We start from the raw sequence: 25,453 nt of genomic DNA, 5'->3' as shown, positions 1-25,453 counted from the left end.
TTAATATTTAAATACTCGGTTAATTTCCAAAGCCTCGCTTTGGAATATCGGATTATTCAGGTTGTTTACCAAGGTTTTTAAGTGCCGCCTTCACGCGATGACTTGTTCCTTTTACGGTATCAGGAATATCTTTGAGCGCCTCGCGCGCTTCTCGTTGCGAATAGCCCAGAGATTTAAGTGCCTCAACTACATCCAGCTCCTCCTTAAAGCCAGCATGGCCTGCTCCATTGTTGTCACTGCCACTAAGCTTGTCTCGAAGTTCAAGTACGATCTTTTCCGCGTTCTTTTTTCCGATGCCTGACACTTTGGTGAGATACGATGTGTCGCCCGATGCGATGGCAGATTTCAGTGCGTCAACAGAGGCGACAGAAAGTACGCCGATCGCTGACTTCGGTCCCACACCCGATATCCCGATGAGCATTTCAAAAAGCTCAAGTTCCTGTCGTTCTAAAAAACCATACATACTCATAGAATCTTCCCGTACCGCAAGATGAATCCAAAGCGAAATTTCCGTTCCTTTTTCCGAACTAGATCTTCGGAGTGTATCGGGGGTTACCCCGATTTTGTATCCGACTCCGGCTACATCCAAAACAACGAACTTATCGCTTGAAAAAATAACCATGCCTCTGAGGTGAGAAATCATTAATCCAATGATACACTATTTTTACGAATAGTTGCAGATGAAATAAGAATCTGTTAGTATGACCAGCACATATACATTCAATACGAAATAATCTATGCCAATACTAAAAGGAGCAAAAAAAGCACTGCGAGCGTCTGTACACAAAAAAGCGTACAACGACACAAGGCGCGCAACCCTCAAGGATATTACCAAGAAGATCAAGCGTCTTTCCGCGCAAGGGAATGGAAAGGAGGCAAAAGCCCTCCTCTCAACCGCATATCAAGCGCTCGATAAGGCGGCAAAGACCGGTGTTATCAAAAAGAACACCGCCTCACGAAAAAAGTCCCGCCTCTCCGCTCTTGTCAAAAAAACAACGAAGTAATAAAATGCCCCTTGCGGGGCATTTTTAATTTAGTACACTTAGTGGATATTTATATAAGTAGTCCAATATGGTCTTTTCAAAAAATATAGCCGTCGGAAATGAAATCACTGTTGAAGATGCCGCAAGAAAAATCGGCGAGAACAGCGTGTGTGTGCTCGATGTGCGTGCGCCAGGAGAACGAACACGCGGATATATCGAGGGAAGTGAGAACATTAACTTCTACGACCAGGATTTTAAAAACAAACTTGAAAAACTTGATCGTTCAAAAACATACATTGTGCATTGCGCCGGCGGCGGACGCTCGAGCAAGGCGGTGAAGATAATGAAAGAACTCGGCTTTGGTTCCGCATACAATCTCATCGGAGGATTTGGCGAATGGGTGAAGAAAGGGATGAAGGTGGGGGAATAAAATAAACCATGAAAACCCTAGAAGAAGCGTTAAAATTTATTACCGAGAAATACAAAAATACAGAAGCGAATTACCCGGAACTTGCCAAACTATCAGATACTGAAAAGATAAAATTTGACATTAGACATTGCACACTTCACTCTGTAAAACTTGCTGGGAAATTGGCATCTATTAGTGAAGATGCAGATCACGGAGAGAGCCTTGATACCGAAAAAGTGAAAAAATTAGCAGTAAAAGAATTAATCAATGCACTAGTTCTTGCAGACAGGGTTGGTCTAAGTGTCGAGGAGTTAATCAAGCGGATTCCAGAGGAGGCATAAAACTAGTAGAACAAAAAATCATACGACAATATCGTATGATTTTTTGTTAATGTCGAACTCTTTGAGTGCAGAATTTGTATGGTCACAGATAATCTAACTGCCGTCGCAGTTAGATTTCCGCGACCCCACCTCGCGGTTTCGCCTGCTGGCGAAACATCGCTCCGGTTCGCATAAATGTTCGGAAAAGCGAAGCAGTTCTCTTTTCCTTCACTTTATGCGCCCGCGAGGAATCGAACCTCGATCACAAGCTCCGCAAGCTTGCATTCTATCCGTTGAACTACGGGCGCAATTTTTTCTTACCTCACAATATACAATAAACTACTCTATTGATCGGGAATTATCAATGAGCCTAGCTATTTTAGCAGAAATTCTATCTTAAGGATAGAATAGAATACTTTAGGGCAATATGATAAAATTCTAAATAATGAAAAAAGTATTGAGAGCTTTTTTGTGGTTCGTAATCGCAGGAATTATCACTATTTTTTTATTGTTTTTTTATAACACCAAAATCGTTGAATCAAGGGAGCCCATTTCTACTGCTCCCGCTACGACAAAATTTATAGACGTTGGGGGCGAGAAAATTGCTTACACAGAGACGGATAATCACGCGTCAACCACAGCTGTCTTTGTTGGCGGACTATCAGCATGGGGTGGAACATGGGAAAGGGTCGTAAGTGAAATAAACAGTAAAAGGAATGACATTAATTATCTCGTAATCGACCTTCCTCCGTTCGGGTATAGTATCCCCAGTTCGGATAAAAACTACTTTCGGGATACACAAGCAGAAAGAATCGCGGGAGTTGTTGAAAATAAAAAAATAAACCATATTATCCTCGTGGCGCATTCATACGGCGCGGGACCAAGTGTCGAGTATGCAATGCGTCACGAAGATAAGGTTGAAAAACTCATTATTATTGATGGAGTATTGAATATCAACGAGCCAAAGGTGGTCAACAAACAGAGTCCGGTACAAATAGATTTCCTAAGAAACTTTCTTTTAGGGGTCCTCGTCCACAATGATTCTTTTGCGATTTCACGACTCAAGACCTTTGTGAACATCCGAGACCACGTTGATCAAAAATTATTGGATGTTTATACGAGATATTTTGATACAAAAAACACCACAATGAGACTATCTCAATGGTTTCGTGATTATGTAAATGACCCGCTTAATTACCAGAGCAATCTTTCGAGTAGCTACGAAAAAATTTTAATGCCGGTTAGGCTTATTTGGGGAGACAAAGATACGATCACTCCAATAGAAGGCACAAAAGTATTGCTCGATACCGTACCAAACATAAAACTAATCGCGTTGAGTGGAGTAGGGCACATCCCCATGATTGAAGACTATGAACGTTTCGACGCGGCATTGTTTGATGCGTTGAAAAAATAGTATATGATGGAGCTATGAAAACCGCCAAATATGTTGCAGCTTTTTTAACTGCGCTTTTTATTGGAATTGTGTCAATAGAAAGATTCCCCGGGGTCTTGGTGATGACCGGTGTTCCAAACGAATGGCTCATGTTCGGTGTTTTCAAAATTTCTCTCGTTGACGATATAACACATGGAATATCAGGGATCTTTGGTTTCACTGCACTTCTAAAAGGATACCGATGGACAGTGAAGTATCTCATGCTTATTGGCGGATATTATGCTCTCGACGCACTCTTTTATGTGGTGAATGGGTTTATGACAGGACAGGGAGTCATAGCAAACTTAATGCTCAATGGGCCACATATCGGAATCACAATTCTCGTCACCTACGCGCTTATAAAAGCAATTAAACACATCGAGCTCAATGAAGAAACTGTATAGGGTAGCGGAGCACATAAAGAATATCTTTAAGCGTAAATATTTTTTTAGAGGACTAGTCGTCCTGCTTTTGTTGATTGTTTTAGGGTTTACCTATGTTGTTTTTATAACCCGCGAAAATCCGATTCCCAATAAGCTCGAGCGTGAAAGGATGAATACGGCGAAAAACATCGTCAATGATGTTACAGAAATTAATCCAGTAAAAGTGATTGGCATTATTGTGCCACACACCACGGAAGAAATTGCGCAAGCGGTGAAAAACAATAACCACGTATCTATTGGGGGAGGGCGCAATAGCATGGGCGGTCAAACCGCAAGCGAACGCGCGGTGCAAATCGATATGCGCGAGTACAACAAAATACTCAATTTTTCTACCACAACAAAAGAAATCACTGTCCAATCGGGCATTCGTTGGCGTGATATTCAAGACTACATTGATTCGTACAACCTTTCGGTAAAGATCATGCAAACTTACTCGAACTTTACCGTTGGGGGTTCGCTCTCGGTGAATGTGCACGGCAGATATATTGGGCTCGGGCCGATTATTTTAAGTGTTAAGAAATTTATAATCGTGCTTGCTGACGGAAGTATTATTGAGGCATCACCCGAAAAACATACTGAAATATTTTATAGCGCTATCGGCGGAATGGGCGGTATCGGTGTTATTACCGATGTAACCCTTGCACTCGCCGATAATGTGAATGTTGAGCGTGCGCAGGTGAAAATGCCAACCTCACAGTACTGGGATTATTTTAAAGCATATGTTCGCTCAGACCCAAGTGTGATTTTTCATAACGGTGACCTTTATCCACCCGATTTCGACAGTGTTTCTGGGGTGAGTTGGGCTAAAACAGATAAAGCTCCCACAACAGAAAGCAGGCTCATTCCGCGTGCGCAGGATTACTGGAAAGAACGAATTGCGTGGATTGTGATGAGTGAGTGGCCAGCAGGGAGATGGATCAGAGAGTACATAATTGACCCCGTTCTCTATAGTGCCACCCCGCCGGTTCATACACGCAACTATGAAGCAAGTTATGATTATGCCGAGCTTGAGCCGGAGATGCGAAATCAAACCACCTATGTTCTTCAGGAATATTTTGTTCCTGTTGAGCGTTTTGACGAGTGGGTACTAAAGATGAAAAAAGTGTTCAATGATAATCATGTAAACGTAATTAATGTCTCAATCAGGCACGCACTTGCGGACTCTGGGGCAAAACTTGCCTGGGCAAAAAAAGAAAGTTTCGCGTTTGTAGTGTATTACAAACAAGGGACTGATGATGCGGCAAAAAAAGAAGTAACAATGTGGACAAGAGAAATGATTGACCAAGTACTCTCAGTAGGCGGGACATATTATTTGCCCTATCAACTACAGGCAACAGATGATCAGTTTCACCGTGCATACCCCGGAGCTATCGAATATTTTGAGATAAAAAATAAATATGACCCAACCGATAAATTTACCAATAAACTTTGGGATAAATATTATAGTCAAGAAAAGCTCGACTACTACAAAAAAATACAAACAGAACTTACTGTTGCAAGCACCACGAAAGAATATTATCGACCGTTCGACAATGCATATCTGTCGATTCCGGAATGGTATATTGTTTATAGCGCGGATGAATATGCGACAGTTCTTCGTGACTCACTTCCGTCAAAATTCAGCTACTTTGGAGCAATAGGGGATTATTGGAATCAACATCGTAGGGTGGTAGAAATGACTGCAACGAGTACCCACAATAACGATGATTATAAAACCGTGTTAAATGTCATTGGGTGGAGCTTTAGCATTGAAAATATAATTAAAGGTCTTTATGAAAACAGTATCGGCAGATTTTTTGAATGGATCGCAGGCAATACGCAAGTTGCCGAAGATCTTTATGCGGCAAAAGTCGCAAAAGATTACGCAGTTTTTATTTATGATTATCCGTGGTATGACTTCCCGTATTTCTCATCTCTTAAGGGTGTATGGACGCTCGACAATAAACAAAATTACACATGGTTACAAGATATCAGACGTCTTGAAAGAAAATTATTTCTTTCTCTTGAATTCGGGATTAAAACCCTCTATTCAAAAGTAATTGCGTTTGCAACACACACAAAGTTTGGCATTCAGGATGATGTTGTATACGCAGTAGTTACGAGAGACGGCGGGAAGACTTATGAGCTCGTGAGCGCCCCGCATTATCAGCCGTTCACAAAACTTCTTCTTAATGAGCTAGAAAGCGAGTTAAGAAATAAGAATTTCCGCATTGTCGATATTTCGGGAAATAAAAAGATCACTCTTACCTATCAGGACGACATGGGTGCACCGGTTGCGTCTGGCGCAAAAGAACTTATGAGAGATGTGGAAATCAATGAAATAATAAACAGTCAGATGACATACACCGATCGTATCACCACAGAAGTTGCTGTTGAGAACATACCCGAGGTCTACAGAGCATTAAGGGAGCGCGATGCTGCCATCGATCATTTTTATGATTATTGAAAAAAAGAATTCCTGATATAATTTCCTCTCTATGGACAAACCAGCGCTCGTTATTAAAAATCTCAAGAAAAAGTATGCCACGGGGACGGAGGCCCTCAAGGGTGTTTCGCTTACAGTGCCGACAGGCGACTTTTTCGCGCTCCTTGGACCGAACGGCGCGGGTAAAACGACTATCATTGGCATTGTCGCCGGTCTTGTCAATAAAACCGATGGAGAAGTTTCCGTGTTTGGGCACGATATAGACAAAGAAACAGAAAAAGCAAAAACATACATCGGTCTTGTCGGACAGGAACTCAATTTCAATATATTTGAAAAACCGTTTGACATTGTTGTCAACCAAGCCGGCTACTACGGCATTCCGCGTTCCATTGCGATCCCGCGCACCAAAAAACTTCTGGAAGACCTGGGGCTTGGCGACAAGATGATGGAAAAATCGATGACTCTCTCGGGCGGGATGAAACGCCGTCTTATGATCGCGCGCGCTTTGGTGCATGAACCGCGATTTCTTATTCTTGATGAGCCGACGGCGGGAGTTGATGTTGAACTTCGCCGGGGAATGTGGGACTATCTCCGCTCTCTCACTAAAAAAGGGCTCACCATTCTTCTCACCACACACTATCTCGAAGAAGCAGAACAGCTCTGCAAGCACGTCGCCATCATTAATAAAGGACAAATTATCACCTCTGGCACCATGAAAGATATTTTAGGGAAACTCAAAAGTGAAACGATTACCATTGATCTCACAAAACCCGTAACCGAAAGTGCGCTCCAAGCTCTGCGCGCATATAATTGTAAAAAAATAGATGATACATCCATTGAAATTGAAATAGGAGAGGGAAGAGGGCTCAATGATGCGATTCTCATACTCAATAACCACAATCTCCCCGTGCAGACCATTCGCAATAAAACAGGAAAACTTGAGGAAGTATTCGTTAAACTAATCAACCAATAGTATGAACTCATTTGGACTCTGGATATCGTTTTACACCATAATCCGGAAGGATGTTGTGCGGATGTTTCGTGTTTGGATACAAACATTTCTTCCCTCCGTCATAACAGCCGTTCTCTACTTCCTTATCTTCGGTACGGTGCTCGGCTCGCGGATTGGAGACATGCAGGGCATTTCCTACATGACATTTGTTGTGCCGGGGCTTGTTATGCTTTCCATTGTGACTAGCTCTTACTCCAACACATCCTTCGTATTCTTTACTTCAAAGTTTTTCGGACGCTCTATCGACGAAATACTCGTTTCGCCTACGCCGCCATGGCTTCTTATTGCCGGGTTTATCGGGGGCGGGGTGGTACGGGGAACCATTGTCGGCATCCTCGTTCTTATGGTGTCTCTTTTCTTTACGGGGCTTCACCTGGCGACCCATAATATTCTCATTATGCTGGGATACGGACTTTTGACCGCACTCATCTTTTCCCTTGCAGGACTGGTAAACGGTGTCTACGCAAAATCCATAGACGGAATAAACATCGTTCCCACATTTGTACTTACCCCGCTTGTGTATCTCGGGGGCGTCTTCTATTCCGTTCACGCGCTTCCGGAGTGGTGGCAAACGATCACCTACAGTAACCCACTTTTTTATCTGGTAAACGGATTTCGCTATGGATTTTTGGGTATCAGTGACGTTTCGCTCTACATGTCTACGGGAATTCTTTTTGCGATGGCAGTAATTCTTATGGCGATCAATTGGTATTTAATCCGCAAGGGGCTGGGACTCAAACAGTAATCGAAATTACATAGGTTCGACCTATGTAATTTCGATTACTGGCAACAAAGAGGTAGGAATCTCCCGCGCCTCTCACCTCGCCGCCATTCGGCTCGGGCTGGGCACCAGCTCGCGATTTTGTCTGCTGACAAAATATCGCTCCGCTGTTCGATTCCCGCCGAAAGCAAATAAATTTACTTTCTCCGAGTAGAATATTCCGCTTCGCTACATAGTCCCCTCGGCAGGAATGTCCCGCAGTTACTAAGCTCACTCAAAGCAAAGCTTCTCGTTCACTAAGTACTGCTGGACGCGGCTCGCTGTTGCTTCGCAACATACTCCGCCGTTCGATTCCTGCACGGAGTCAAGCAGTTGACTCCTCTCGGAGATTTTTCATTTTATTCAAAATCTCCTCGGCAGGAATCGAACCTGCATCGCCTCCTTCGGAGGGAGGCATCCTATCCATTGAACGACAAGGAGGAATAATTAAAATATAAACAAGAAAGACAAAAACCGTATCACAGGATATTAAAACCTCAAATAATCCATGATGCGTTGCGCGAGTGGCTCCACATGTTCTTCTTCTTTAAGATAATTGAGGAGGACATCACGGACCATCTCCGGATTTTCTCCGCCGAGCGGGATGACGATGTATGGCATAAAAACCTTACTCGATTGAAGAAGTATTTTTGATTCCTCTCTCCTCTCAATGACCCAAAACGAAGTGAGTGAAGAGTGGGGGTAGAGTGTCGCACCGGAACGAACCCCACGGCGATCAATTTCAAAGAGCACCTCATGCGGATGGCGGGCACCATAGACCGCAACTGTAAATGCGCCAAGAATTATAAGTATTGAGAAAAGAATATTCGCAAGAATATATGAAGCCACAGCACCTGCCATAGCCATAATTCCCAAGGCCCAATACCAGTCAGTGGTTTTTTCTCTAATCGGATATTCGAGCGCGCTCCAAGTTATTTTTTCTTCATTCATAAAAAGTGCTATTGTTGAGGTAGTTTATATGATGTCTGAATTCTATCAAGCAGAATCATTTTAATCAAACAATATCCCCCTATCTTGGTGGACAATATATTGCATACAGTTTAATCTATACCTTATGAACGAAGACCTATCTCAAAAAAAGTGCGTGCCGTGTGAGGGGGGAACATTACCCCTTAAGCTTGAAGAAGTTGCGAGCTACACGAAACTTCTTAAAACTCTATGGAACGTGGAAGGCAATAAAAAAATCTCCCGGCAATTTAAATTCAAAGATTTCAAAGAGGCGATGGTGTTTGTGAGCAAGGTCGCGGAAGTTGCAAATAATGAAGACCACCACCCCGACATCCATATATACTATAATAAGGTGGAGATCGAACTTTCCACGCACGCAATCGGGGGACTTTCGGGGAATGACTTTATTGTCGCGAGGAAAATAGAAAAATCGTTAGAAACGTAAGCATCGTGTCGAATACTTCAAACTAATTAACTTATAAACTAATAAACTATTTCACATGCCACATTATATTTGTACGGGAGGATGCGGAGGAATATCAGATACGCCAGGTGTTTGCAAAACCGAAGGATGTTCAAAAGAAGGAAAGCCACTTGAATTTTGTGATTGCACCGATGGGGAACACAATGGTCTCTCTGAGATCGAAGAAATTGAGGAAGAACAAGAAGAGGAGGAATAAAAGATATTCTTCTTAACAAAAAAACCGCTTATGCGGTTTTTTTGTTAAGAAGAAATGGGGGGTCTGAATGAAAAACGGTATGTAATTGAAAAAATCAAAAACCATACGATACCGCGAAGACCATAAGCACAAGGCTCATGGCAATAGGAGAAACCGCAAGTTTAAGTGGAAAAACCGCAGGGATATTTTTTATACGAACAAATAAAAGAGTTTCTAAAAAAAGAAAAACAAGAATATAAACGATAAGATTTTTATAAATCGACAATGCGGTTACGTTTTCTGATAGAAGAGAAACTCAGTGGCTATGGGTGTGTATTTTTCTTTTTGCGGAGATGAATAGGTGGTATATCGCATAAAGAGTTCCAAGGGTAATTGCTGTCCACCCAAAAAATGCTGCTGGATTGAGATCCACGAGTGCTGTTGATGCTTGTGTTGCGCCATATGCAAATAAAAGTTCTGCTATAAACGTTGCCACTATATACTTGCCGAAATGATATCGAACAATTCCAAGGGCATATCCAAGTATTTCCGCAGGAAGTGCGAGGCGGAACAAAAGAACTTTCGTAAATGTCGCATGTTCTTTTATCCAATCAGCATATCGGTGAGCCGTTTCTGGCTTCACGAATCGTTCGAGAATAGGACGTGCAGCATAACGTCCGATAGCATATGTGCAAATACCACCTAACACCCATCCAAGAAGAAGTAGTGTAATGGTCATTAGTTGTCCCCAGATAGTGATGGCAATTGGGATAAATGGCACACTACTAAAGGGTGAAAGCAATGCGGAAAGAGCGGAAAGAGCCACAAAGATTGTACCAGCCATAACACCATTACTTATCGCGTACTTCTGTAATGACAGCGTTATATTAAAAAATGTTTCTTGTAGTGTGGGTGAAAGAAAAAAGAGCGTCGCAATGGCGACAATGACAACAACGCCAACAATGTATCTGCGCTGGAACATAGGTACTTATTATAAACGTTCCTCACGGTAATTCCCAATGCGGTGGGGGGGGTGAGATTTTAAATGCCCAAATTATTGAAAAAATTTTGTCTGCATGAAGTTAGTAATTAAAAAAGTTACTATTCTTTAGCTTTATTGATTGCGTACGCCATCAATTCATCGTAGGGAATCCCTATCTTTTCCGCAACCACCTCAAAGTAGCCAATTACATCTCTATCTTTTTCTGATAATTCTGCAAAAGTAATAATATCAGAAATTATATCTTCGGGTCTCATCCCCTCTTTTTCAGCAAGAGTGTCGATAAGTCCGTCAATAACCGATTCTCTATTTTCAAAATTTGGTAGTTCTTCCATGAAGACAATATTGGGAAAAATTGCGGGGGATGAGATTCGAACTCACGGTCCGGTTGCCCAGACTCCTATTTTTCTCGATTCTTACAGAATCAGTACATCTTTTGGATATTTTCTTAACCGATTTTATCGGCTCAAAAATATCTCAAAAGGTCTTGCGCATGTTCCGTGTTTTCGCATGCTCACTGGTTACATTTTTAATAAACGCTTTTTACCACAGTGCGGAGGAGGTGAGATTCGAACTCACGATCCGCTTTCGCAGATTCCGGTTTTCAAGACCGGTGCATTCGACCACTCTGCCACTCCTCCGCACTACTGTAAAATATTGCTCACTATTATGTCGTGATAAGCCCTAAATATTTGTGACTCAATAGTACCAGAAAAGTGCCGCATTGCAATTTTTGATTTTTTGAATCGCGCGTAGTACTCTATGGAAATGCGAACCAACATTGTCCATGCAGGAGCAGATGAACTGACGTACGAGATCCGCGAGATCTTTGAGGTTGGGCGGGAACTTGAGAAATTAGGCATTTCGATCGTTTGGGAAAATATCGGCGATCCTGTCGCCAAGGGGCACCCTGTTCCTCCGTGGATCCGCGACATTATTAAAAAGACCGTAAGCGAGGACAATGCAAGTTTTGCCTATTCTCCTACCAAGGGGCTTCTTGCGACACGAGAATTTCTTGCCAAAGAAGCTAACAAAGAAAACGGAACAAACATCACCGCAGAAGACATTCTTTTTTTCAATGGCTTGGGCGATGCGATTTCAAAAGTGTATACCTACCTCAATAAAAGCGCACGCGTGATCGGTCCCAATCCCGCATATCCGACCCATTCATCAGCAGAAGGAGCGCACGCAGGCTCGCGGCATATTACCTACACACTTAATCCAAAACGCAACTGGCTTCCTGATCTTGAGGAACTGCGCAACAAAGTAAAATATAATCCCAATATCGCTGGAATTCTCATTATCAATCCTGACAACCCGACCGGAATGGTGTACCCCGAGCGCGTTCTTCGAGAAATCGTTGCTATCGCAAAAGAATTCGGACTCTTTGTTATTTCTGACGAAATCTATGCACGCATAACCTACGGACCTGAAAAAATGGTTCCCATTGCGAAGGTTTTAGGAGATGTCCCCGGTATAACCATGCGCGGGCTTTCAAAAGAAATTCCATGGCCCGGTTCGCGGTGTGGATGGATAGAGGTGTACAACAAAGACAAAGATCCGATGTTCGCTCGATATGTAAAAACAATCGTTGACGCAAAAATGCTTGAGGTGTGCTCAACAACTCTGCCCCAGCGAGTGATTCCTGAAATTTTCTCTGACCCGCGATACTCCAAACACATTGCAGAGCAATCTCACGAGTACGAAGAGCGCGCCGAGATAGCCTATTCGGCTCTCAAAAAAGTTTCTGGTATTATTGCGCCAAAACCCGGCGGCGCGTTTTATATGACGGTGGTGTTTGAGGATGGGACGCTCCGCGGAAATCAAACACTCTCAATCGCAAACAGCCGCGCAAAAGAGGCTATTGAGAAAAAAATGACCAACATTCCGTTTGATCGGCGATTCGCATATTATCTTATGGCATCCCGCGGTATCTGCGTGGTGCCGCTCTCGGGGTTCAACTCAAATTACCAAGGATTCCGCACCACGCTTCTCGAATCTGATAAGAAAAAATTACAATCGCGGTTTGAAATTATTGCGGAGGCTATCAAGGAATACCTCGCCTCATAAATATGAAATTTCTTGGCATTGATTATGGGGCAAAACGCGTAGGAATCGCGACTGGAGATAGTGAAGGCGGTATGGCTTTCCCGCGTACGGTTCTCCCCAACGACAAAAAACTTATTCCTGCCATCAAAGAACTCTGCGATAAAGAACATATTGCCGAAATCGTTCTCGGTGAATCTCTTGATTACAAAATGAAACCAAATGTTATTATGGAGAAGATAACTCCGTTTAAAAAGGAGTTAGAGGATGTCACGGGTTTGCCAGTTCACTTTGAGCGGGAATTCATGACATCCGCCGCCGCGGAACATTTGCAAGGGAAGGGAGAGATGATTGATGCATCCGCGGCGGCAATCATTTTGCAAAGTTATTTGGATAAAAAGAAGAATCAAGAATAATAAACCATGAAAGAAGACTTTGAATTTCTCCACAAAAAGCTCCCCGAACTCCAAACGTCATCCGATGTAGAAGATGCTGTCGAGCGAGAGGAACGGCACACGGGTAAAAAGATACCCAACGACCCTGCGGAGCGGATTGAAGCGTATATGGATCGTCTGGAGAACATCTTTCTCAATCCCGACGAACGAACGCGCGAGCGCAATCTTGAAATGTTCCGCGACAAGATATATGACGCGCTCATCATCAAGCGTGAGAATTTTCCCGAGTCATACTTTGAGCTTCAAAAGCGCATCGCGCGTGAGCGCGGAGAGGTCGTGGAGGAAATCTCCGAAAATGTCCGCAGGCAGATGATGGAGGTGGCGATAGAAGACCAAAAACACTCGCTTGACGCGTGGACGGATTATCTCAGCGAAGAGGATGTTGCCTATCCAACATGGTTCAAATATTTCGTCTGGCGGAACATCACCAAGCTTTCTCAATTTGATAAAGAACTCGGCAAATTCAAAGAACGAACGAGCACCACCGTGGCACGATTCCCGGATATTCATCGGGGAGCGCTTGCGCAAATACTCGATGTTTACGAAAAAGTAAAAGCGGACAACAAAAATCTCAAAGAGCCGGAAATTCGAGAAGCATTTTCAAAAAAGTTCCCTGCTCTCTATGCCGAGCTTATCTCAAAGTCCCTCGCCGCTTCAATGGAGAACCGCGAAGAAATTCGCGGACAGTGGATGAAGTATGCACAGGGTAATAATACGGACGCAGAGAACCTTTTTGAATCAATGCAGGGTCAGGGTACAGGGTGGTGTGTGGAAGGTAAGACGACAGCTAGCAGTTATATCAAGCAAGGCGATTTTTATGTCTATTATACCAATGACGCAAGTGGCGAACCGACTCATCCCCGTCTTGCCATACAAATGAGTGGTTCTCAGATCGGTCAGATACGAGGCGTTTTACCACACCAAAGCGTCGAGCCTCTCATGCAGGAAGTGCTTGACGAGAAACTCGCAGAATTCGGAAGTGAGGCGGACACGTACCGCAGGAAAAGCGAAGACATGAAGCTTCTCACTCAGATTGAAAACAAAACAAAGAAAAACGAACCGCTCACCAAAGACGAATTTATCTTTCTCTACGAAATTGATTCACCCATCCAAGGCTTCGGCTATGAGAGCGATCCGCGCATCCAGGAACTTCGCCAAGGGAGAAATTCGGAGGAAGACATGCTCGTCATCTTTGAATGCGTGAAAGAGGAGATCGCTCATGTGCCGAAGGAGATTAATAATGACACAAAAGCGTATATTGGCGAATGGAATCCGACCATTTTCCAAACCATTAAGCAATATCCGAACATTAAGCATCTTTATGAATCATTTCCCGACAAAGAGATATTCATGAGACACATGGAAACCGACCCTACGGTCAACTCTCCGGAAAAAGCGGAAGAATCTCTGAAAGCCAAAAACATCTATCTGTCAGAGTGGGGAAAAGACATTCTCTACAAAACGGAATTCAGCACAGAGAGTAAAACTTACGAATTAGTGCAATTTACCGTTGCACAACTCGATTTTCCTAAGGGCGCCACGACGGATGAGATATACGCCAAAGCGATCAAACTCGGACTGGAACTTGCTCCCGCCGAAATCGGACCGTACCTGCGACTCCAGTATGGGGGCAGGGATTGGAAACTGATCGCCATGAAGCAAATTCTGACCAGTGATGGTTACCCGAGTGTGTTCTCTCTGGATGCCGGCGGTGTGGGACTCGAGCTTGATGCGTACCGCGCGAGGCCGTCGCGCAGGTGGTATGCCGTCAGCCAGTTTGTTTTCTGCTCCCGCAAGAAACTTGAAGCCTCTGAATCTTAGGAATTTTGTGATTTTGACACTTGAGCCCTTTGGCGCTTTTTGAAAATTTTTTTGATATACTCAAAATGGTTTGGTCATATCGGGCGGTTATGGCTTCCCGAAACCTTTCCAGTTGGCGCGTATTGAGGGTGCAAATGGCTACGGTTTTTTGCAGAGGGTATGCGTTTTTCCCAAAAAAGAAATCAACTTGGTGTGCGATGCTGGCGGATTTTAGATCTCAAATGCGATACAGTCGACACTCTTCCGCCGATTGGCGGGCTAGGTTGGCGGTGGCTCAGATGGCATCGCATACAAATACTGACCGGTGATGGTAACCCGAATGTGTTCAATCTGAATGCCGACGATGTGGAACTCAAGCTTAATGCGAACAACGCGAAGCCGTCGAACAGGTGGAATGCCGACAACCAGTTTGTTTTCTGCTCCCGAAAGTCATTCTTTTCCGCACTCATAATGATGTGCGGTTTTTCTTTTCAGGATTGTCCAGATTCTTCTTTCAGCCACCGAGCATTTTGCCGATCTCATCCAGCTTTTCTGCGATTTCGGCGTAGTGTTTGTGCGAGATAAGTTTTGCTTCCCATCCGACATGGAGGAGAAACTTAAGCGTGTCGAGTAGGAATATGCACTGCACGACTTTCCCCATTTTCTTTTCCCGCTCAATGAAGTATGCTTGGTGTGCAACCTCGAGCAGATCAAGAAATTTGTTTTCAATACGAGCGCCTAACGTATAGCGTTGTCCTTTGGGAATATGCGAGACAATCTTCAACCACACCAAATATCCCTCTTTGATGCGCTGAAGGATCGAAGCGTTTTCGAGAGAGAGAGAGAGAGAGAGAGGAAAATGCTGCGCCATGGATATGATGATATCATTTCCCTAGAAAATTTGCTTGTCTCGTGGCAGGAATTTTTGCGCGGTAAACGGAAACGAAAGGACGTTGCGGAGTTTTTATTGAACTTTGCCGATAATCTGTTCCTGCTTCGAGGTGAACTCGCGGCAAAAATATACACACATGGCGGATATTATGCGTTTAAGATCAATGACCCGAAACCGCGTGATATTCACAAAGCAACGGTTCGTGATCGGTTGGTGCACCACGCGATTTACCGCACCCTTTATACCTATTTTGACCGGAAATTTATTTTTGATTCGTATTCCTGCAGATTAGGCAAGGGTACGCACCGCGCCATCAACCGATTCAGAGAATATAGCGGGAAAGTTTCATCTAACTATACGAATACCGCATGGGTTTTGAAGTGCGATATCAGAAAATTTTTTGCAAGCATAGATCACGCAATACTGAAAGATATTTTGGCTCGGCATATCAAAGACGGAAATATTCTCTGGCTTTTGGGGCAGGTTATTGATAGTTTTCATACTGAAGGCAAAATTGGCATCGGTCTACCGCTTGGCAACCTTACGTCGCAGCTCCTTGTCAATATCTATATGAATGAGTTTGATCAGTTCATGAAACATACGACCAAGGTGAAGCATTATATTCGCTATGCTGATGATTTTGTGGTAGTGCATGGCGACAAGAATTATCTTGAAAGTCTTATCCCAAAAATTTCCGAATTTCTTGAAGTAAAACTCAAGCTCACTCTCCATCCCGACAAGGTTTTTATAAAGACATTTGCATCAGGCATTGATTTTCTCGGCTGGGTGCACTTTACAAACCATCGGGTCCTCAGGACAACGACCAAATGCAGGATGTTTCGGCGTTTAGAGAAACGCCCAACGAAGGAGACGTACGAATCGTACCTCGGGCTCCTCTCTCACGGGGATACGCACGATCCCTCTGTTGGAATCAAAAAATTTTTGTATTCGTGGAGAATAAATAATGATACAATGTGCCCATGACTGACGGTGAAAATAAAAAACTTGAAGAGCAAAGGTTTGACCTGTCTACCGCGCAGGCAGACCTTAAAAATTCCCCAAGGTCAGACCTTGGGATGGTTTCGATTGAAGATTTTGCAAAACTGAAAATAAAGATCGGGAAAATTCTTTCCGCGGAGAAAGTTCCTGATGCGGATAAGCTCATTAAGTTTACGGTTGACCTCGGAGAAGGAAGTCCGCGACAAATTCTTTCCGGTATCGCAATGCATTATCCTGACCCGTCTGTTTTGGTGGGGAAACAAGTACCCGTGCTCACCAATCTTGCGCCACGTGTGATTCGAGGACACGAAAGCCAGGGGATGATCCTTTATGCTGTTGGAGAAGGGGAACATTTCACAACCGTCGAACCAGCAAAAGAAGTTCCCGTAGGAACACCGCTTAAATAAGGTCTTAAACTTACTAACCTACTAATTTACTAACTTCCCTCGCCATGTTTGATTTTCTACATTTTGACTTAATAGCACTCATAAAAACATTCGGATACCTTGGCATATTCGCTATTGTGTTTGCAGAATCCGGTCTCTTTTTCGGATTCTTTTTGCCGGGCGATAGCTTGCTTTTTACCGCGGGACTCGTTGCTTCACAGGGATTTCTTAACATTTGGATACTTGTACCGCTCATAATTCTCGCCGCGATATTGGGCGACAATGTTGGTTATTGGTTTGGTGCAAAGATTGGTCCCAAAATTTTTACACGAGAAGACTCCTTCTTTTTTCATAAGCAACACCTTGAACGTACCCATAATTTTTACCTCAAATACGGCTCAAGAGCAATCGTGTTTGCGCGTTTTATTCCCATCGTGCGCACATTTACCCCAATCCTTGCCGGGGTGGGGACGATGCCGTACGGCACGTTTTTGAAATTTAATATTATTGGCGGTGTTCTCTGGGGTGCTGGCGTTACGTCCGCAAGTTATTTTCTCGGATCAATTATTCCTGGCGTTGAACGATATCTACTGCCGATTGTCATAGGAATCATCATTGTTTCATTCATCCCCATTATTATTGAACTTGTAAAAAATAAAGGGAAATGATGCGTGCACCGCTGTGGTGCGCATTCCGCAGAAAGTTTACTTTGCGCATTATGCTGTTGCACCGTATACTTATAGAGGAACAAGGATACCGTTGAATATTTCATGAATCCTGCGGTGAAAAATGGCATTGGAGCAACCCACAATGGTATAATATTCTTCATAGTACAACAAATGATTTGTTTTTTTATTTATCCACTAAGCAGCAATTTTGCTCGATAAGAGCAATGCCTTTTTCTACTACAGGATGAAAAAAAGTCTTTTCTATAAATTTTTCCCCCCACCGGTATTTTTGAGAATGCCTTCCGTTGGGTTTGATATTTCGGATCAGGCTATACGATTTGTGGAAATTATTGAAACACGCAAAGGTTTTGTAATTGGAAAATACGGATTTCGAAATATTGCTCCCGGAGTTATTATAGGGGGAGAAATAAAAAATACCGAGGAGCTTAAAAAAGTTTTATCCTCTATACATCAAGAACACAATATTGATTTTGCCAACGTTTCATTACCTGAACAGCAATCGTACCTTCTCACGATTAATGTTCTCACCATGAAACAAAGCGAGATCCGAGGGAGTCTGGAACTTCAGCTTGAAGAATACGTTCCCATATCGATGGGGGACGCGACATTTGATTACGATATTGTAAATAGTTCACACAAAGATAAAGAACATATGGAACTTTCCCTTGCTGCTGTGCCCCGCACTGTTGCAGAAAGTTACACCAGTATTTTTGAACATACCGGCATCATGCCCATCGCGTTTGAAGTTGAAGCTCAAGCCGTTGCTCGTTCGATTATTCCGCGTGGCGACAAGGGGACTTATATGATTGTAGATTTTGGTAAAACACAAACGGGAATATCGATTGTCAGTGAAGAAACAGTAGTTTTTACTTCGACGCTAAACATTGGAGGAAGTTCGCTCACAAAAGCAATAGAAAAACAATTTGGAGTTAGCACAGAAGAGGCAGAAAATATAAAAAAAGAAAAGGGTTTCTTGAAAAACGAAGAAACACAGGAAATGTTTCTCGTACTCATGTCCACCGTTTCGATTTTAAAAGATGAGATCAATAAACATTATATATATTGGAACACACACCTTGATCAAGATGGCGGAAAAAGACCCAAGGTAGAAAAAGTATTTATGTGCGGGAGTGATTCAAACCTCACGGGCTTTATTGATTTTGTTTTACCGGGCCTGAAGACAGAAATAGAACTTGGTAATGCAATGGTAAACGTTAATACCTTTGATCGTTATATACCGGAAATCGAATTCGGCGACTCCTTAAGTTATGCGACAGCAATTGGTCTTGCGCTTCGTCCCTCCGAATAACAATCGTAACGCCGTTTTTATTGAAATGAATTCTAAATCATGATAAATCTCCTTCCCATATCAGGAATAAAAAGGGTCATCTCGGAGTATCGCATACGGCTTACTACTACCGCGCTTGTTATGCTCGCGACAACAATGATTATTGCAATAATACTTCTTGTCCCGGCGTATCTTCTCGCGTCTCACAAACAATCCATCGTGGTGGAAAATTTATCAAAAACAGACGACAAAAAAACATCTTTTCAAGAGGCAAAAAACCTCGAGGTGATTGTCAAAGAAACTGATACCACGATTGATCTACTGAATGAGAAAGGGAAAAAATTTACTCTTTCATCCGATCTGCTTCAAAAAACAGCTCGTTATAAAACTGAAGATATAAAGATACGGGGAATATTTTACAACAAAACAGATATCGAAAGCACCCTTTCTTTAAAAGGAATGGCAACGAATCGCCAGAGTCTTACAAATTTTGTCGAGATACTTAAAAAAGACGCAGTGTTTAAAGACGTGAGTCTCCCGATTTCTGATCTCGTAAAAGATAAAAACATCGATTTCACGATCATGATTAAATATAAAGATGAAGAAAATGAAAAGGCAAAGAAAAAGGAACAAGTAACTCCACCACCACCAGAAGAAGACGAAGCACCTTAGGGGTTATATTGTTAGCACATAGATTATGAAAATACACATACATTTGATGGTCGAGCAACATTGTTTACGTAATAAAACATTCTGTGTTTTATTGCACACAACGGAATGAACAAAACAAAAAAATTATTAATTACTATGATTATAGTCAGCACCGCACTTTTTGGTGTTTACGGTTTTTTGTTTTACCGCATTAAAACGGCGAGCGAAGAAACGTCAACGTTGTCATATGAGCTTAATGCGCGACAAACAAACGAAGATGATCTCACGCAACTCCGTCATGCGGTGAATGATATGAAAGAAGATCGAATGAAACTCCAGTCATATTTTGTGCGTTCAAGTTCAATAAATACCTTTTTTGACTCCCTCGAGTCTTTGGGGGCAGAAAGTAATGTTGTTGTAAAATTGGGGGGACTCATTGAGCGGGAAAGTCTTCTGGGGATCGATGTCGGTGTGAGTGGTACATTTGAAGATATTTACTATTTTGTAAAACTTATTGAACATCTACCGTACCGGATAGAATTTAAAAAAGCGTTTTTTAATAGTTCAAACGCACCTGCCATTCCTTTGCCAGCTGTAGAACATTCGCAACCGAAGTCTCTTTCGGGTGGGGAATCAGTTGAAAGTGAAAAAAACGATATACGAAAAGTATTGTGGGATGCGAGTTTTACTCTTGAAATTTCCGGGTACATTAAAGAATAACTACATGAAAAATTTTGATATAAAAAGAATATTGAAAAGATTTGTCCAACTACGAGACAAAGACAAGCTGAAAATGGAGATGACACCTCACAGTGATTGGCGGATGTTATTCGTTATTTTTACAATTCTTATTGTGGCGGTGGGATCTGCGAGTTACTACATTTTTCTTCGGATACAACACGATGATATATTTCTTGCTAAAGAGAATGAAATGGTCCGCGTGAGAACATTTAATACACAAAAACTTAAGGATACCATTGGAATTTTTGAGCAAAGAAAGAAAGAACTCGAAATGCTCCGCGCTGAAAAACCATCCATCATTGACCCATCGATATAAATCATGTAGCGTGTATCAATTGTAATTGCCCTCGTAGCATAATGGATAGTGCTGCGGACTTCTAAGCCGTAGATGCAGGTTCGATTCCTGCCGAGGGCATAAAAATAACGAGAACAATGCGAAGCATTGGGTGATTATATTTTTATCGCCCTCGGCAGGAATCGAAGGACGGAAGCGGTATACAAGACGAGCCTGCCTGCCGGTAGGCAGGCGAAGCGAGTGCTTGTCGCTCCGTCGGGGTCGAGAGTACTTAGTGCTCGCAGTCTGCAAAGCAGACGAGAACACTTAGTAACTCGTGACCGATCCTGCCGAGGGCATAAAGTGTTAAGAAAAAGTGAACACCACAAGAGTACTTCAAATCTCTAATCGCTGCACTCAAGAGATTTTGGTCGCTGCTTCACTTTTTTAACTTTATGCAAGCACAGTGATGCCTTGCGACCACGCAAGGCCACGAGCTGGGGTTCGCGAGCGACCAAAGTTTTCTTATGAGCGTAGCGAATTAGAAAACTGGAAGTACTCTTGTGGTGTACTTACGCAGATTTCGAGCCTGCCTACCGGCAGGTAGGCAAAGCGAAGAAATATGCTTAGTAACTCGTGACCATGTCGATCCTGCGCTCGAAGAGCTCGATATCGAGCGAGAAGCTTTGCTTTGAGTGAGCTTAGTAACTGTGGGACATTCCTACCAGGGGCATTCGAATAAGAAAATATGCTACAATAATTGCACAGGTTGGCTAGTAAAACCTCAAAAGAACCCAAAGAAAAACATCGACTCGAATCATATTTTAATTTTGGGGGAAGAAAATTTTTTAATCATACAAATTTATGAGCATAGAAAATCCGTTTGAAAAACCTCCCAACAAGAAAGAAGAACCTATTAAAGGGGAGGGTTTTACTATGAAAAAAGGAAATCTTTTTGGTAAAAAAGTTGGTCCAAGTCTCGAGTTTAGGCCAGGAGAAACTTCTGAAACCGCACGAGTAAGAGAAGAAGGAGAGGAAGCCGGAAGAGAGTGTTTGAGACAGGAATACCGAGAGAAGGACGTGAAAATGACACCAGAGGAAAAAGCGCAACGAGCCGAAGAATGGCCACGACAGAACCGAAATTGGATGGCAAAATGGTTTGAAGACGGCATTAAAAAAAGTGGCGAGTATTCGGAAGCTCTCCAAATTAAACCAGATGGGAGTCTTGACCGCGAAAAAAGAATGGATGGCGGGCTCCCGTTTATTGTAAGCGCAGGCGATTTGAAAAGTCCGGAAGATTTATACCAATTGATGCACAAAATCTCACAGGAACATCTGGAGCTTGGTGTGTCATTTGAAGTTGATCCAAATAGAAAATGGATGAAGTATCGTGTTGCTAAAAAGAAGGTTGAAAGTGGGAAATAAAGTTTCTTCATAATTTTGTATTCGCTTTGCGAATTCTTGGATTGAATGCCGTCAAAAAACTTGAAATTGTCACCCAGTAGGTGATTCTGCTGAATCAGCGGTGTGGCTCCGCCGCCTTTCCGAATTTTCGCGGGGGGAATTTTCCGGAAAAATGCGTTCGGACTAATTCAAGAATACTGCATAAACACAGAACTCAACGGCTTTTTCAAAGCCAGAAGGTGGGACGCGCTTCGCGCGTGCGACATCAGCGATTTTGGAAATAGGTTCGAGCTTGGTACAATAAACACATAATACAGGGCGAGGTTCTAATGACCGAAGGACCTAACCCATCAGGACTACCTAAAAACTTCTTCCAAATTTTAATTCATTTGAAGTAGGATTTTTTAGATAATCATAAGTTCAATGATATATCTTTATAAACACAACCCCGAGGGCAATAGCTTCACATTGTCTTTTGATGAAGATCCTCAAGTACAAGAAGGATTTGGAATCGGTGGTTCCATAGTCGGTAAAGAAACGGAGAATGGCATCATTTATTATAAAGTTGTTGCAGAAAGAGTTACATACGCTGACGGCCAGCCAGATGGATTGACAATCCGCTTGCGCATGCATGCACCAGGCTCGCAACAATACACATGGCGTACTGGCGCCAGCGAACACGGATACATTGGCACCGAAAAAGATAATGAGAATTTTGAAGCAACCATTTATTTCCGGGTTCATGATTTCAATAAAACCCACACTTCCTTTTCATGGATCATTCGAGGAGGTGTTCATGGAGGCTCGCACGACCCTCGGTCAAGCTGCATAGGTATGCAGGTCCCGTACGCAAATCTCAAAGCAAAAGTATTCAAGGAGTTAGATCATCCTGATTATGACTTTCTCACAATAAACCGGAAATTTGATTATGCAATCCAAGAAAACAAATGGCTCGCAGTTAAAGTCGTTTCTTTTTTAGAAGAACAACAAAAAAGAACAAGAAACTTTCTCTATCTTGATACTAATCCTTATAATGAGGACGGCTCGCCCCGAAACGATTTTCATCTTTATACAGAATGGAATGATATAGAGGGGGTCTCTACTGGCCAATATGTCAAAGCCGCGCTTTGGGCAGGATGGGAAACGACGTTTCGTGTCGATGGGTGGAAGAGTTTGGATATCGCGCACTTTTCAATACGCGAAGTGATTCCTAAAAAAACTTTTGAAGAAAAATAAAAAGACAATGAGATTACTTGCTATCCACAAAATCAAAAACCCAAAGCTATCGCTTCGGAATTTAATGTTTTGTGGGCGATGAGGGGCTTGGTCACGGATATTTTTCTGTTGAAAAATTCCGCGACCCCGCCTCGCGCCGCCACGCTCCGGCTTTCAAGTCCCTACAAAACGCTACGCGTTTCTCATTTGCATGATGCAAAAAATGCCCAACAAAAGTTGGACATTTTTCACATGGTGGGCGATGAGGGGCTTGAACCCCCGACCTTCGCAGTGTAAATGCGCTGCTCTACCAACTGAGCTAATCGCCCGTCAAAGGTATAAAGAACACAGGCATCATACTGTATTTCTCAAATAAATTCAATACTTGTAAAAGTCGATACAGATGATAGAATACATCTTATGTAGTATATGTATTAGTGGTTCACTATATATGAAATTATTAGAAAAACAAAAAGTCATCGCGTTGCGTAAGGAAGGAATGTCGATCAAAGAGATTGCTCGAAGCGCCAGTGTTTCAAAGGCGAGTGTGAGTATGTGGGTGCGTAATATTACGCTGAGTAAAAAGCAGATGAGTGTTTTAAAACGGAAAGGGTTTTCATCCGAAGCAATCGAAAAAAGACGCCAAAAACGATTGCTCAATGAACAAGAAAAGAGGGACGCCATAGCGACTTTGGCGCAAAAAGACATTAAAAATATTTCTACCCACGATTTACATCTTATCGGGTTATGTTTATATTGGGGAGAAGGAGGAAAGACAAACAAAGGATCGGCAAGGATCTCAAATAGCGATCCCGCGGTTATTAAGGTAATGATGCGGTTTTTTCGAGAGATTTTTAAGGTTGAGGAGAAAAAATTTCGTGGCCATATCCACATCCACTCTCATCTCAATATTGAGAGCGCAGAGCGGTATTGGTCACATGTTTCAGGAATTCCGCGCTCACAATTTTTCAAAACGTATTCGAAGCCGAGTATTGCGAGTAAGAATAAAAAAGATAGTTTGCCGTATGGTACTTTTGATATTTATGTCTGTAATACAAAATTATTTCTTCAGATCATTGCTCAGATTGAAAAGATAAAAAAACTGATTGTCTAGTTTTATTTTAAAAATTACACTAAGATGTCTCGAATGCAAAAACGTCTCGAATGCAAAATAACCGGCCTTGTGCAGGGAGTGATGTTTCGTGATTTTGTGAAGCGTACAGCGCTCTCGCTTGACCTCGTGGGAACCGTAGAAAATCGTGCTGATAACCTGGTCTACGTTGTCGCGGAAGGGGAAGAAGGGCAACTTAAAAAATTAATACCGATACTTCGGAAGAAACCGCTTATTTCTCGAATGGTTGCACGTGTTGAAAATATTGATGAGCAGTGGGGCGAATCCACCGGAACATTTCCTGATTTTCAGATTTTATATTAGAGTTATGGGTGAGTCACATGAGGGGCTACATAAAAATTAGTAAACAAGATGAAGGATACAATCACTACTCCAGAAAACGGTAAAATCCCGCATTGCATCGGGATTATTATGGACGGGAATCGCCGGTGGGCGAAAGCGCGCGGACTCCCTGTGTTTATGGGACATAGCGAGGGGTATAAAAAATTCAAAGAGTTTATTCGGTGGGCACGGAAGCGGGGTGCTCGGTACGTTGTAGCGTATGCATTTTCAACAGAAAACTGGAAACGATCTGAGGCAGAAGTGGGTCAAATCACCGAACTGCTTCGCATGGTGCTCGATACTGAAGTTGAATCATTGAAAAAAGAGGGCATTAAGCTGAAATTTATCGGCAACGTCGAGCAGTTTCCTCCTGACGTTGTAAACAAAGTGCGTGAAGCAGAAAAAGAAACCGCGAGTGGTGTGAACATTGAAGTTGTTGTGGCGTTATCTTATGGCGGGCGAGATGAAATCATATCAGCAATAAAAAAACTTTCTCTGGAGGACATGCAAAATCTTACGGAAAAAAGCTTTTCGGAAAAGATTTCCACGCAAGGAATTCCAGACCCTGATATTATTTTGCGAACTGGGGGAGAAATGCGACTTTCTAACTTTCTTCTGTGGCAATCCGCATACAGTGAACTCTTTTTTACAAAAACGCTCTGGTCAGATTTTACCGAAAAAGAATTTAATGGCATGATCGATGAATTTTCTTCGCGTGAGCGGAGAAATGGGAAATAATCAAAGAGAG

At 42.7% G+C, this 25,453-nt stretch carries 30 protein-coding genes and 5 tRNA genes; 26 read left to right on the top strand and 9 right to left on the bottom strand.

Features of this window, described 5'->3' with window-relative positions; translation table 11 throughout:
* Positions 1-52: 52 nt before the first annotated feature.
* On the bottom strand, positions 53-643 hold the full coding sequence (gene ruvA, locus Q7S11_03270; GenBank protein MDO8572759.1) for a Holliday junction branch migration protein RuvA: 591 nt from the start codon (positions 641-643) through the stop codon (positions 53-55).
* Between the two features lie 94 nt (positions 644-737).
* On the opposite strand from ruvA, the gene rpsT reads away from it, so the two are divergent.
* The 3 genes from rpsT to Q7S11_03255 all read left to right on the top strand — a co-directional run bounded on the left by rpsT (position 738) and on the right by Q7S11_03255 (position 1,733).
* Positions 738-1,004 (top strand): 30S ribosomal protein S20, encoded by a 267-nt coding sequence (gene rpsT / locus Q7S11_03265; protein ID MDO8572758.1) that lies wholly within the window; start codon positions 738-740, stop codon positions 1,002-1,004.
* Between the two features lie 67 nt (positions 1,005-1,071).
* Positions 1,072-1,413: a rhodanese-like domain-containing protein gene (locus Q7S11_03260; protein ID MDO8572757.1), complete on the top strand. Its 342-nt coding sequence runs from the start codon at positions 1,072-1,074 to the stop codon at positions 1,411-1,413.
* A gap of 8 nt (positions 1,414-1,421) precedes the next feature.
* On the top strand, positions 1,422-1,733 hold the full coding sequence (locus Q7S11_03255) for a hypothetical protein (protein ID MDO8572756.1): 312 nt from the start codon (positions 1,422-1,424) through the stop codon (positions 1,731-1,733).
* Between the two features lie 215 nt (positions 1,734-1,948).
* Here Q7S11_03255 and Q7S11_03250 read toward each other — a convergent pair.
* A tRNA-Arg gene (locus tag Q7S11_03250) sits at positions 1,949-2,020 on the bottom strand.
* A gap of 137 nt (positions 2,021-2,157) precedes the next feature.
* On the opposite strand from Q7S11_03250, the gene Q7S11_03245 reads away from it, so the two are divergent.
* Genes Q7S11_03245 through Q7S11_03225 form a run of 5 tightly spaced genes read left to right on the top strand, consistent with a single transcriptional unit; the run spans position 2,158 to position 7,769 of the window.
* Positions 2,158-3,126 (top strand): alpha/beta hydrolase, encoded by a 969-nt coding sequence (locus Q7S11_03245; GenBank protein ID MDO8572755.1) that lies wholly within the window; start codon positions 2,158-2,160, stop codon positions 3,124-3,126.
* Positions 3,127-3,140: 14 nt separating this feature from the next.
* Positions 3,141-3,548, top strand: a complete 408-nt coding sequence (locus Q7S11_03240; GenBank protein ID MDO8572754.1) for a hypothetical protein — start codon at positions 3,141-3,143, stop codon at positions 3,546-3,548.
* On the top strand, positions 3,532-6,033 hold the full coding sequence (locus Q7S11_03235; protein MDO8572753.1) for an FAD-binding protein: 2,502 nt from the start codon (positions 3,532-3,534) through the stop codon (positions 6,031-6,033). Before Q7S11_03240 ends, Q7S11_03235 begins: the two co-directional genes overlap by 17 nt.
* 31 nt (positions 6,034-6,064) lie before the next feature.
* Positions 6,065-6,985 carry an ABC transporter ATP-binding protein gene (locus tag Q7S11_03230; GenBank protein ID MDO8572752.1) on the top strand — a complete coding sequence of 307 codons (921 nt, stop codon included), beginning with the start codon at positions 6,065-6,067 and terminating at the stop codon, positions 6,983-6,985.
* Between the two features lies 1 nt (position 6,986).
* The gene (locus Q7S11_03225; GenBank protein MDO8572751.1) at positions 6,987-7,769 is read left to right on the top strand and encodes an ABC transporter permease; all 783 of its coding nucleotides are present in this window, start codon (positions 6,987-6,989) and stop codon (positions 7,767-7,769) included.
* Positions 7,770-8,153: 384 nt separating this feature from the next.
* On the opposite strand, the gene Q7S11_03220 is transcribed toward Q7S11_03225, so the two are convergent.
* Together Q7S11_03220 and Q7S11_03215 are read right to left on the bottom strand one after the other, a co-directional pair.
* Positions 8,154-8,225, bottom strand: a tRNA-Arg gene (locus tag Q7S11_03220).
* A 48-nt stretch (positions 8,226-8,273) separates the two neighbouring features.
* Positions 8,274-8,735, bottom strand: a complete 462-nt coding sequence (locus tag Q7S11_03215; GenBank protein ID MDO8572750.1) for a hypothetical protein — start codon at positions 8,733-8,735, stop codon at positions 8,274-8,276.
* 124 nt (positions 8,736-8,859) lie between these two features.
* Here Q7S11_03215 and Q7S11_03210 point away from each other — a divergent pair, with 124 nt between their 5' ends.
* Positions 8,860-9,198 carry a 4a-hydroxytetrahydrobiopterin dehydratase gene (locus Q7S11_03210; protein MDO8572749.1) on the top strand — a complete coding sequence of 113 codons (339 nt, stop codon included), beginning with the start codon at positions 8,860-8,862 and terminating at the stop codon, positions 9,196-9,198.
* A 55-nt stretch (positions 9,199-9,253) separates the two neighbouring features.
* Positions 9,254-9,433, top strand: a complete 180-nt coding sequence (locus Q7S11_03205; protein MDO8572748.1) for a hypothetical protein — start codon at positions 9,254-9,256, stop codon at positions 9,431-9,433.
* Between the two features lie 295 nt (positions 9,434-9,728).
* Here the strand turns inward: Q7S11_03205 and Q7S11_03200 are convergent, their stop codons facing one another.
* The 3 genes from Q7S11_03200 to Q7S11_03190 all read right to left on the bottom strand — a co-directional run bounded on the left by Q7S11_03200 (position 9,729) and on the right by Q7S11_03190 (position 11,053).
* Positions 9,729-10,394: a VTT domain-containing protein gene (locus Q7S11_03200; protein MDO8572747.1), complete on the bottom strand. Its 666-nt coding sequence runs from the start codon at positions 10,392-10,394 to the stop codon at positions 9,729-9,731.
* Positions 10,395-10,513: 119 nt separating this feature from the next.
* Positions 10,514-10,747, bottom strand: coding sequence for a hypothetical protein (locus tag Q7S11_03195; GenBank protein ID MDO8572746.1), 234 nt, complete (start codon positions 10,745-10,747; stop codon positions 10,514-10,516).
* A gap of 219 nt (positions 10,748-10,966) precedes the next feature.
* Positions 10,967-11,053, bottom strand: a tRNA-Ser gene (locus tag Q7S11_03190).
* Between the two features lie 127 nt (positions 11,054-11,180).
* On the opposite strand from Q7S11_03190, the gene Q7S11_03185 reads away from it, so the two are divergent.
* From Q7S11_03185 to Q7S11_03175, 3 genes are read left to right on the top strand one after another with little or no spacing between them, the layout of a single operon-like run.
* Complete coding sequence (locus tag Q7S11_03185) at positions 11,181-12,482, top strand: pyridoxal phosphate-dependent aminotransferase (GenBank protein ID MDO8572745.1); 1,302 nt, start codon at positions 11,181-11,183, stop codon at positions 12,480-12,482.
* A 2-nt stretch (positions 12,483-12,484) separates the two neighbouring features.
* Positions 12,485-12,874 carry a RuvX/YqgF family protein gene (locus Q7S11_03180; GenBank protein MDO8572744.1) on the top strand — a complete coding sequence of 130 codons (390 nt, stop codon included), beginning with the start codon at positions 12,485-12,487 and terminating at the stop codon, positions 12,872-12,874.
* Between the two features lie 6 nt (positions 12,875-12,880).
* Positions 12,881-14,734 carry a hypothetical protein gene (locus tag Q7S11_03175; GenBank protein ID MDO8572743.1) on the top strand — a complete coding sequence of 618 codons (1,854 nt, stop codon included), beginning with the start codon at positions 12,881-12,883 and terminating at the stop codon, positions 14,732-14,734.
* A 493-nt stretch (positions 14,735-15,227) separates the two neighbouring features.
* Here Q7S11_03175 and Q7S11_03170 read toward each other — a convergent pair whose 3' ends face one another.
* Entirely contained in the window at positions 15,228-15,584 is a 357-nt protein-coding gene (locus Q7S11_03170; GenBank protein ID MDO8572742.1) for a four helix bundle protein, read from the bottom strand.
* On the opposite strand from Q7S11_03170, the gene Q7S11_03165 reads away from it, so the two are divergent.
* The 10 genes from Q7S11_03165 (at position 15,573) to Q7S11_03120 (ending at position 23,273) form a co-directional block, all read left to right on the top strand.
* Positions 15,573-16,589 (top strand): reverse transcriptase/maturase family protein, encoded by a 1,017-nt coding sequence (locus Q7S11_03165; GenBank protein ID MDO8572741.1) that lies wholly within the window; start codon positions 15,573-15,575, stop codon positions 16,587-16,589. The two genes, Q7S11_03170 and Q7S11_03165, sit on opposite strands and share 12 nt — an antisense overlap.
* Positions 16,586-17,011 carry a hypothetical protein gene (locus Q7S11_03160; protein ID MDO8572740.1) on the top strand — a complete coding sequence of 142 codons (426 nt, stop codon included), beginning with the start codon at positions 16,586-16,588 and terminating at the stop codon, positions 17,009-17,011. The genes Q7S11_03165 and Q7S11_03160 overlap by 4 nt, the downstream gene beginning before the upstream one ends.
* A 44-nt stretch (positions 17,012-17,055) precedes the next feature.
* Positions 17,056-17,658, top strand: a complete 603-nt coding sequence (locus Q7S11_03155) for a DedA family protein (GenBank protein MDO8572739.1) — start codon at positions 17,056-17,058, stop codon at positions 17,656-17,658.
* Between the two features lie 244 nt (positions 17,659-17,902).
* Entirely contained in the window at positions 17,903-18,988 is a 1,086-nt protein-coding gene (gene pilM, locus Q7S11_03150; GenBank protein ID MDO8572738.1) for a pilus assembly protein PilM, read from the top strand.
* Positions 18,989-19,027: 39 nt separating this feature from the next.
* Positions 19,028-19,639, top strand: coding sequence for a hypothetical protein (locus Q7S11_03145; protein MDO8572737.1), 612 nt, complete (start codon positions 19,028-19,030; stop codon positions 19,637-19,639).
* Positions 19,640-19,774: 135 nt separating this feature from the next.
* Positions 19,775-20,338, top strand: a complete 564-nt coding sequence (locus tag Q7S11_03140) for a hypothetical protein (protein ID MDO8572736.1) — start codon at positions 19,775-19,777, stop codon at positions 20,336-20,338.
* A 4-nt stretch (positions 20,339-20,342) separates the two neighbouring features.
* Positions 20,343-20,675 (top strand): hypothetical protein, encoded by a 333-nt coding sequence (locus Q7S11_03135; protein MDO8572735.1) that lies wholly within the window; start codon positions 20,343-20,345, stop codon positions 20,673-20,675.
* A gap of 27 nt (positions 20,676-20,702) precedes the next feature.
* Positions 20,703-20,774 (top strand) — tRNA-Arg (locus Q7S11_03130).
* A gap of 723 nt (positions 20,775-21,497) precedes the next feature.
* Complete coding sequence (locus Q7S11_03125) at positions 21,498-22,058, top strand: hypothetical protein (GenBank protein MDO8572734.1); 561 nt, start codon at positions 21,498-21,500, stop codon at positions 22,056-22,058.
* A gap of 402 nt (positions 22,059-22,460) precedes the next feature.
* Positions 22,461-23,273 carry a hypothetical protein gene (locus Q7S11_03120; protein MDO8572733.1) on the top strand — a complete coding sequence of 271 codons (813 nt, stop codon included), beginning with the start codon at positions 22,461-22,463 and terminating at the stop codon, positions 23,271-23,273.
* A gap of 232 nt (positions 23,274-23,505) precedes the next feature.
* Here the strand turns inward: Q7S11_03120 and Q7S11_03115 are convergent.
* Positions 23,506-23,581, bottom strand: a tRNA-Val gene (locus Q7S11_03115).
* Positions 23,582-23,703: 122 nt separating this feature from the next.
* Here Q7S11_03115 and Q7S11_03110 point away from each other — a divergent pair.
* From Q7S11_03110 to uppS, 3 genes are read left to right on the top strand one after another with little or no spacing between them, the layout of a single operon-like run.
* Positions 23,704-24,366, top strand: coding sequence for a hypothetical protein (locus tag Q7S11_03110; protein ID MDO8572732.1), 663 nt, complete (start codon positions 23,704-23,706; stop codon positions 24,364-24,366).
* 33 nt (positions 24,367-24,399) lie between these two features.
* Entirely contained in the window at positions 24,400-24,687 is a 288-nt protein-coding gene (locus Q7S11_03105) for an acylphosphatase (GenBank protein MDO8572731.1), read from the top strand.
* A 48-nt stretch (positions 24,688-24,735) separates the two neighbouring features.
* A complete protein-coding gene (uppS, locus tag Q7S11_03100) occupies positions 24,736-25,443 on the top strand; it encodes a polyprenyl diphosphate synthase (GenBank protein ID MDO8572730.1) in 708 nt (235 codons plus the stop codon).
* The last annotated feature ends 10 nt before the right edge of the window (positions 25,444-25,453 follow it).

The organism is bacterium (assembly GCA_030648955.1).
Taxonomy (GTDB): Bacteria; Patescibacteriota; Minisyncoccia; order Phycocordibacterales; family JAUSHB01; genus JAUSHB01.
Note: the sequence above shows the minus strand (reverse complement) of the source record. Positions and strands in the feature narration are given on the sequence as shown.

Coding starts and splice junctions, on each gene's coding strand:
- ruvA (MDO8572759.1), bottom strand. CDS start 643: ATGATTTCTCACCTCAGAGGCATGGTTATTTTTTCAAGCGATAAGTTC.
- rpsT (MDO8572758.1), top strand. CDS start 738: ATGCCAATACTAAAAGGAGCAAAAAAAGCACTGCGAGCGTCTGTACAC.
- Q7S11_03260 (MDO8572757.1), top strand. CDS start 1,072: ATGGTCTTTTCAAAAAATATAGCCGTCGGAAATGAAATCACTGTTGAA.
- Q7S11_03255 (MDO8572756.1), top strand. CDS start 1,422: ATGAAAACCCTAGAAGAAGCGTTAAAATTTATTACCGAGAAATACAAA.
- Q7S11_03245 (MDO8572755.1), top strand. CDS start 2,158: ATGAAAAAAGTATTGAGAGCTTTTTTGTGGTTCGTAATCGCAGGAATT.
- Q7S11_03240 (MDO8572754.1), top strand. CDS start 3,141: ATGAAAACCGCCAAATATGTTGCAGCTTTTTTAACTGCGCTTTTTATT.
- Q7S11_03235 (MDO8572753.1), top strand. CDS start 3,532: ATGAAGAAACTGTATAGGGTAGCGGAGCACATAAAGAATATCTTTAAG.
- Q7S11_03230 (MDO8572752.1), top strand. CDS start 6,065: ATGGACAAACCAGCGCTCGTTATTAAAAATCTCAAGAAAAAGTATGCC.
- Q7S11_03225 (MDO8572751.1), top strand. CDS start 6,987: ATGAACTCATTTGGACTCTGGATATCGTTTTACACCATAATCCGGAAG.
- Q7S11_03215 (MDO8572750.1), bottom strand. CDS start 8,735: ATGAATGAAGAAAAAATAACTTGGAGCGCGCTCGAATATCCGATTAGA.
- Q7S11_03210 (MDO8572749.1), top strand. CDS start 8,860: ATGAACGAAGACCTATCTCAAAAAAAGTGCGTGCCGTGTGAGGGGGGA.
- Q7S11_03205 (MDO8572748.1), top strand. CDS start 9,254: ATGCCACATTATATTTGTACGGGAGGATGCGGAGGAATATCAGATACG.
- Q7S11_03200 (MDO8572747.1), bottom strand. CDS start 10,394: ATGTTCCAGCGCAGATACATTGTTGGCGTTGTTGTCATTGTCGCCATT.
- Q7S11_03195 (MDO8572746.1), bottom strand. CDS start 10,747: ATGGAAGAACTACCAAATTTTGAAAATAGAGAATCGGTTATTGACGGA.
- Q7S11_03185 (MDO8572745.1), top strand. CDS start 11,181: ATGCGAACCAACATTGTCCATGCAGGAGCAGATGAACTGACGTACGAG.
- Q7S11_03180 (MDO8572744.1), top strand. CDS start 12,485: ATGAAATTTCTTGGCATTGATTATGGGGCAAAACGCGTAGGAATCGCG.
- Q7S11_03175 (MDO8572743.1), top strand. CDS start 12,881: ATGAAAGAAGACTTTGAATTTCTCCACAAAAAGCTCCCCGAACTCCAA.
- Q7S11_03165 (MDO8572741.1), top strand. CDS start 15,573: ATGCTGCGCCATGGATATGATGATATCATTTCCCTAGAAAATTTGCTT.
- Q7S11_03170 (MDO8572742.1), bottom strand. CDS start 15,584: ATGGCGCAGCATTTTCCTCTCTCTCTCTCTCTCTCTCTCGAAAACGCT.
- Q7S11_03160 (MDO8572740.1), top strand. CDS start 16,586: ATGACTGACGGTGAAAATAAAAAACTTGAAGAGCAAAGGTTTGACCTG.
- Q7S11_03155 (MDO8572739.1), top strand. CDS start 17,056: ATGTTTGATTTTCTACATTTTGACTTAATAGCACTCATAAAAACATTC.
- pilM (MDO8572738.1), top strand. CDS start 17,903: ATGAAAAAAAGTCTTTTCTATAAATTTTTCCCCCCACCGGTATTTTTG.
- Q7S11_03145 (MDO8572737.1), top strand. CDS start 19,028: ATGATAAATCTCCTTCCCATATCAGGAATAAAAAGGGTCATCTCGGAG.
- Q7S11_03140 (MDO8572736.1), top strand. CDS start 19,775: ATGATTATAGTCAGCACCGCACTTTTTGGTGTTTACGGTTTTTTGTTT.
- Q7S11_03135 (MDO8572735.1), top strand. CDS start 20,343: ATGAAAAATTTTGATATAAAAAGAATATTGAAAAGATTTGTCCAACTA.
- Q7S11_03125 (MDO8572734.1), top strand. CDS start 21,498: ATGAGCATAGAAAATCCGTTTGAAAAACCTCCCAACAAGAAAGAAGAA.
- Q7S11_03120 (MDO8572733.1), top strand. CDS start 22,461: ATGATATATCTTTATAAACACAACCCCGAGGGCAATAGCTTCACATTG.
- Q7S11_03110 (MDO8572732.1), top strand. CDS start 23,704: ATGAAATTATTAGAAAAACAAAAAGTCATCGCGTTGCGTAAGGAAGGA.
- Q7S11_03105 (MDO8572731.1), top strand. CDS start 24,400: ATGCAAAAACGTCTCGAATGCAAAATAACCGGCCTTGTGCAGGGAGTG.
- uppS (MDO8572730.1), top strand. CDS start 24,736: ATGAAGGATACAATCACTACTCCAGAAAACGGTAAAATCCCGCATTGC.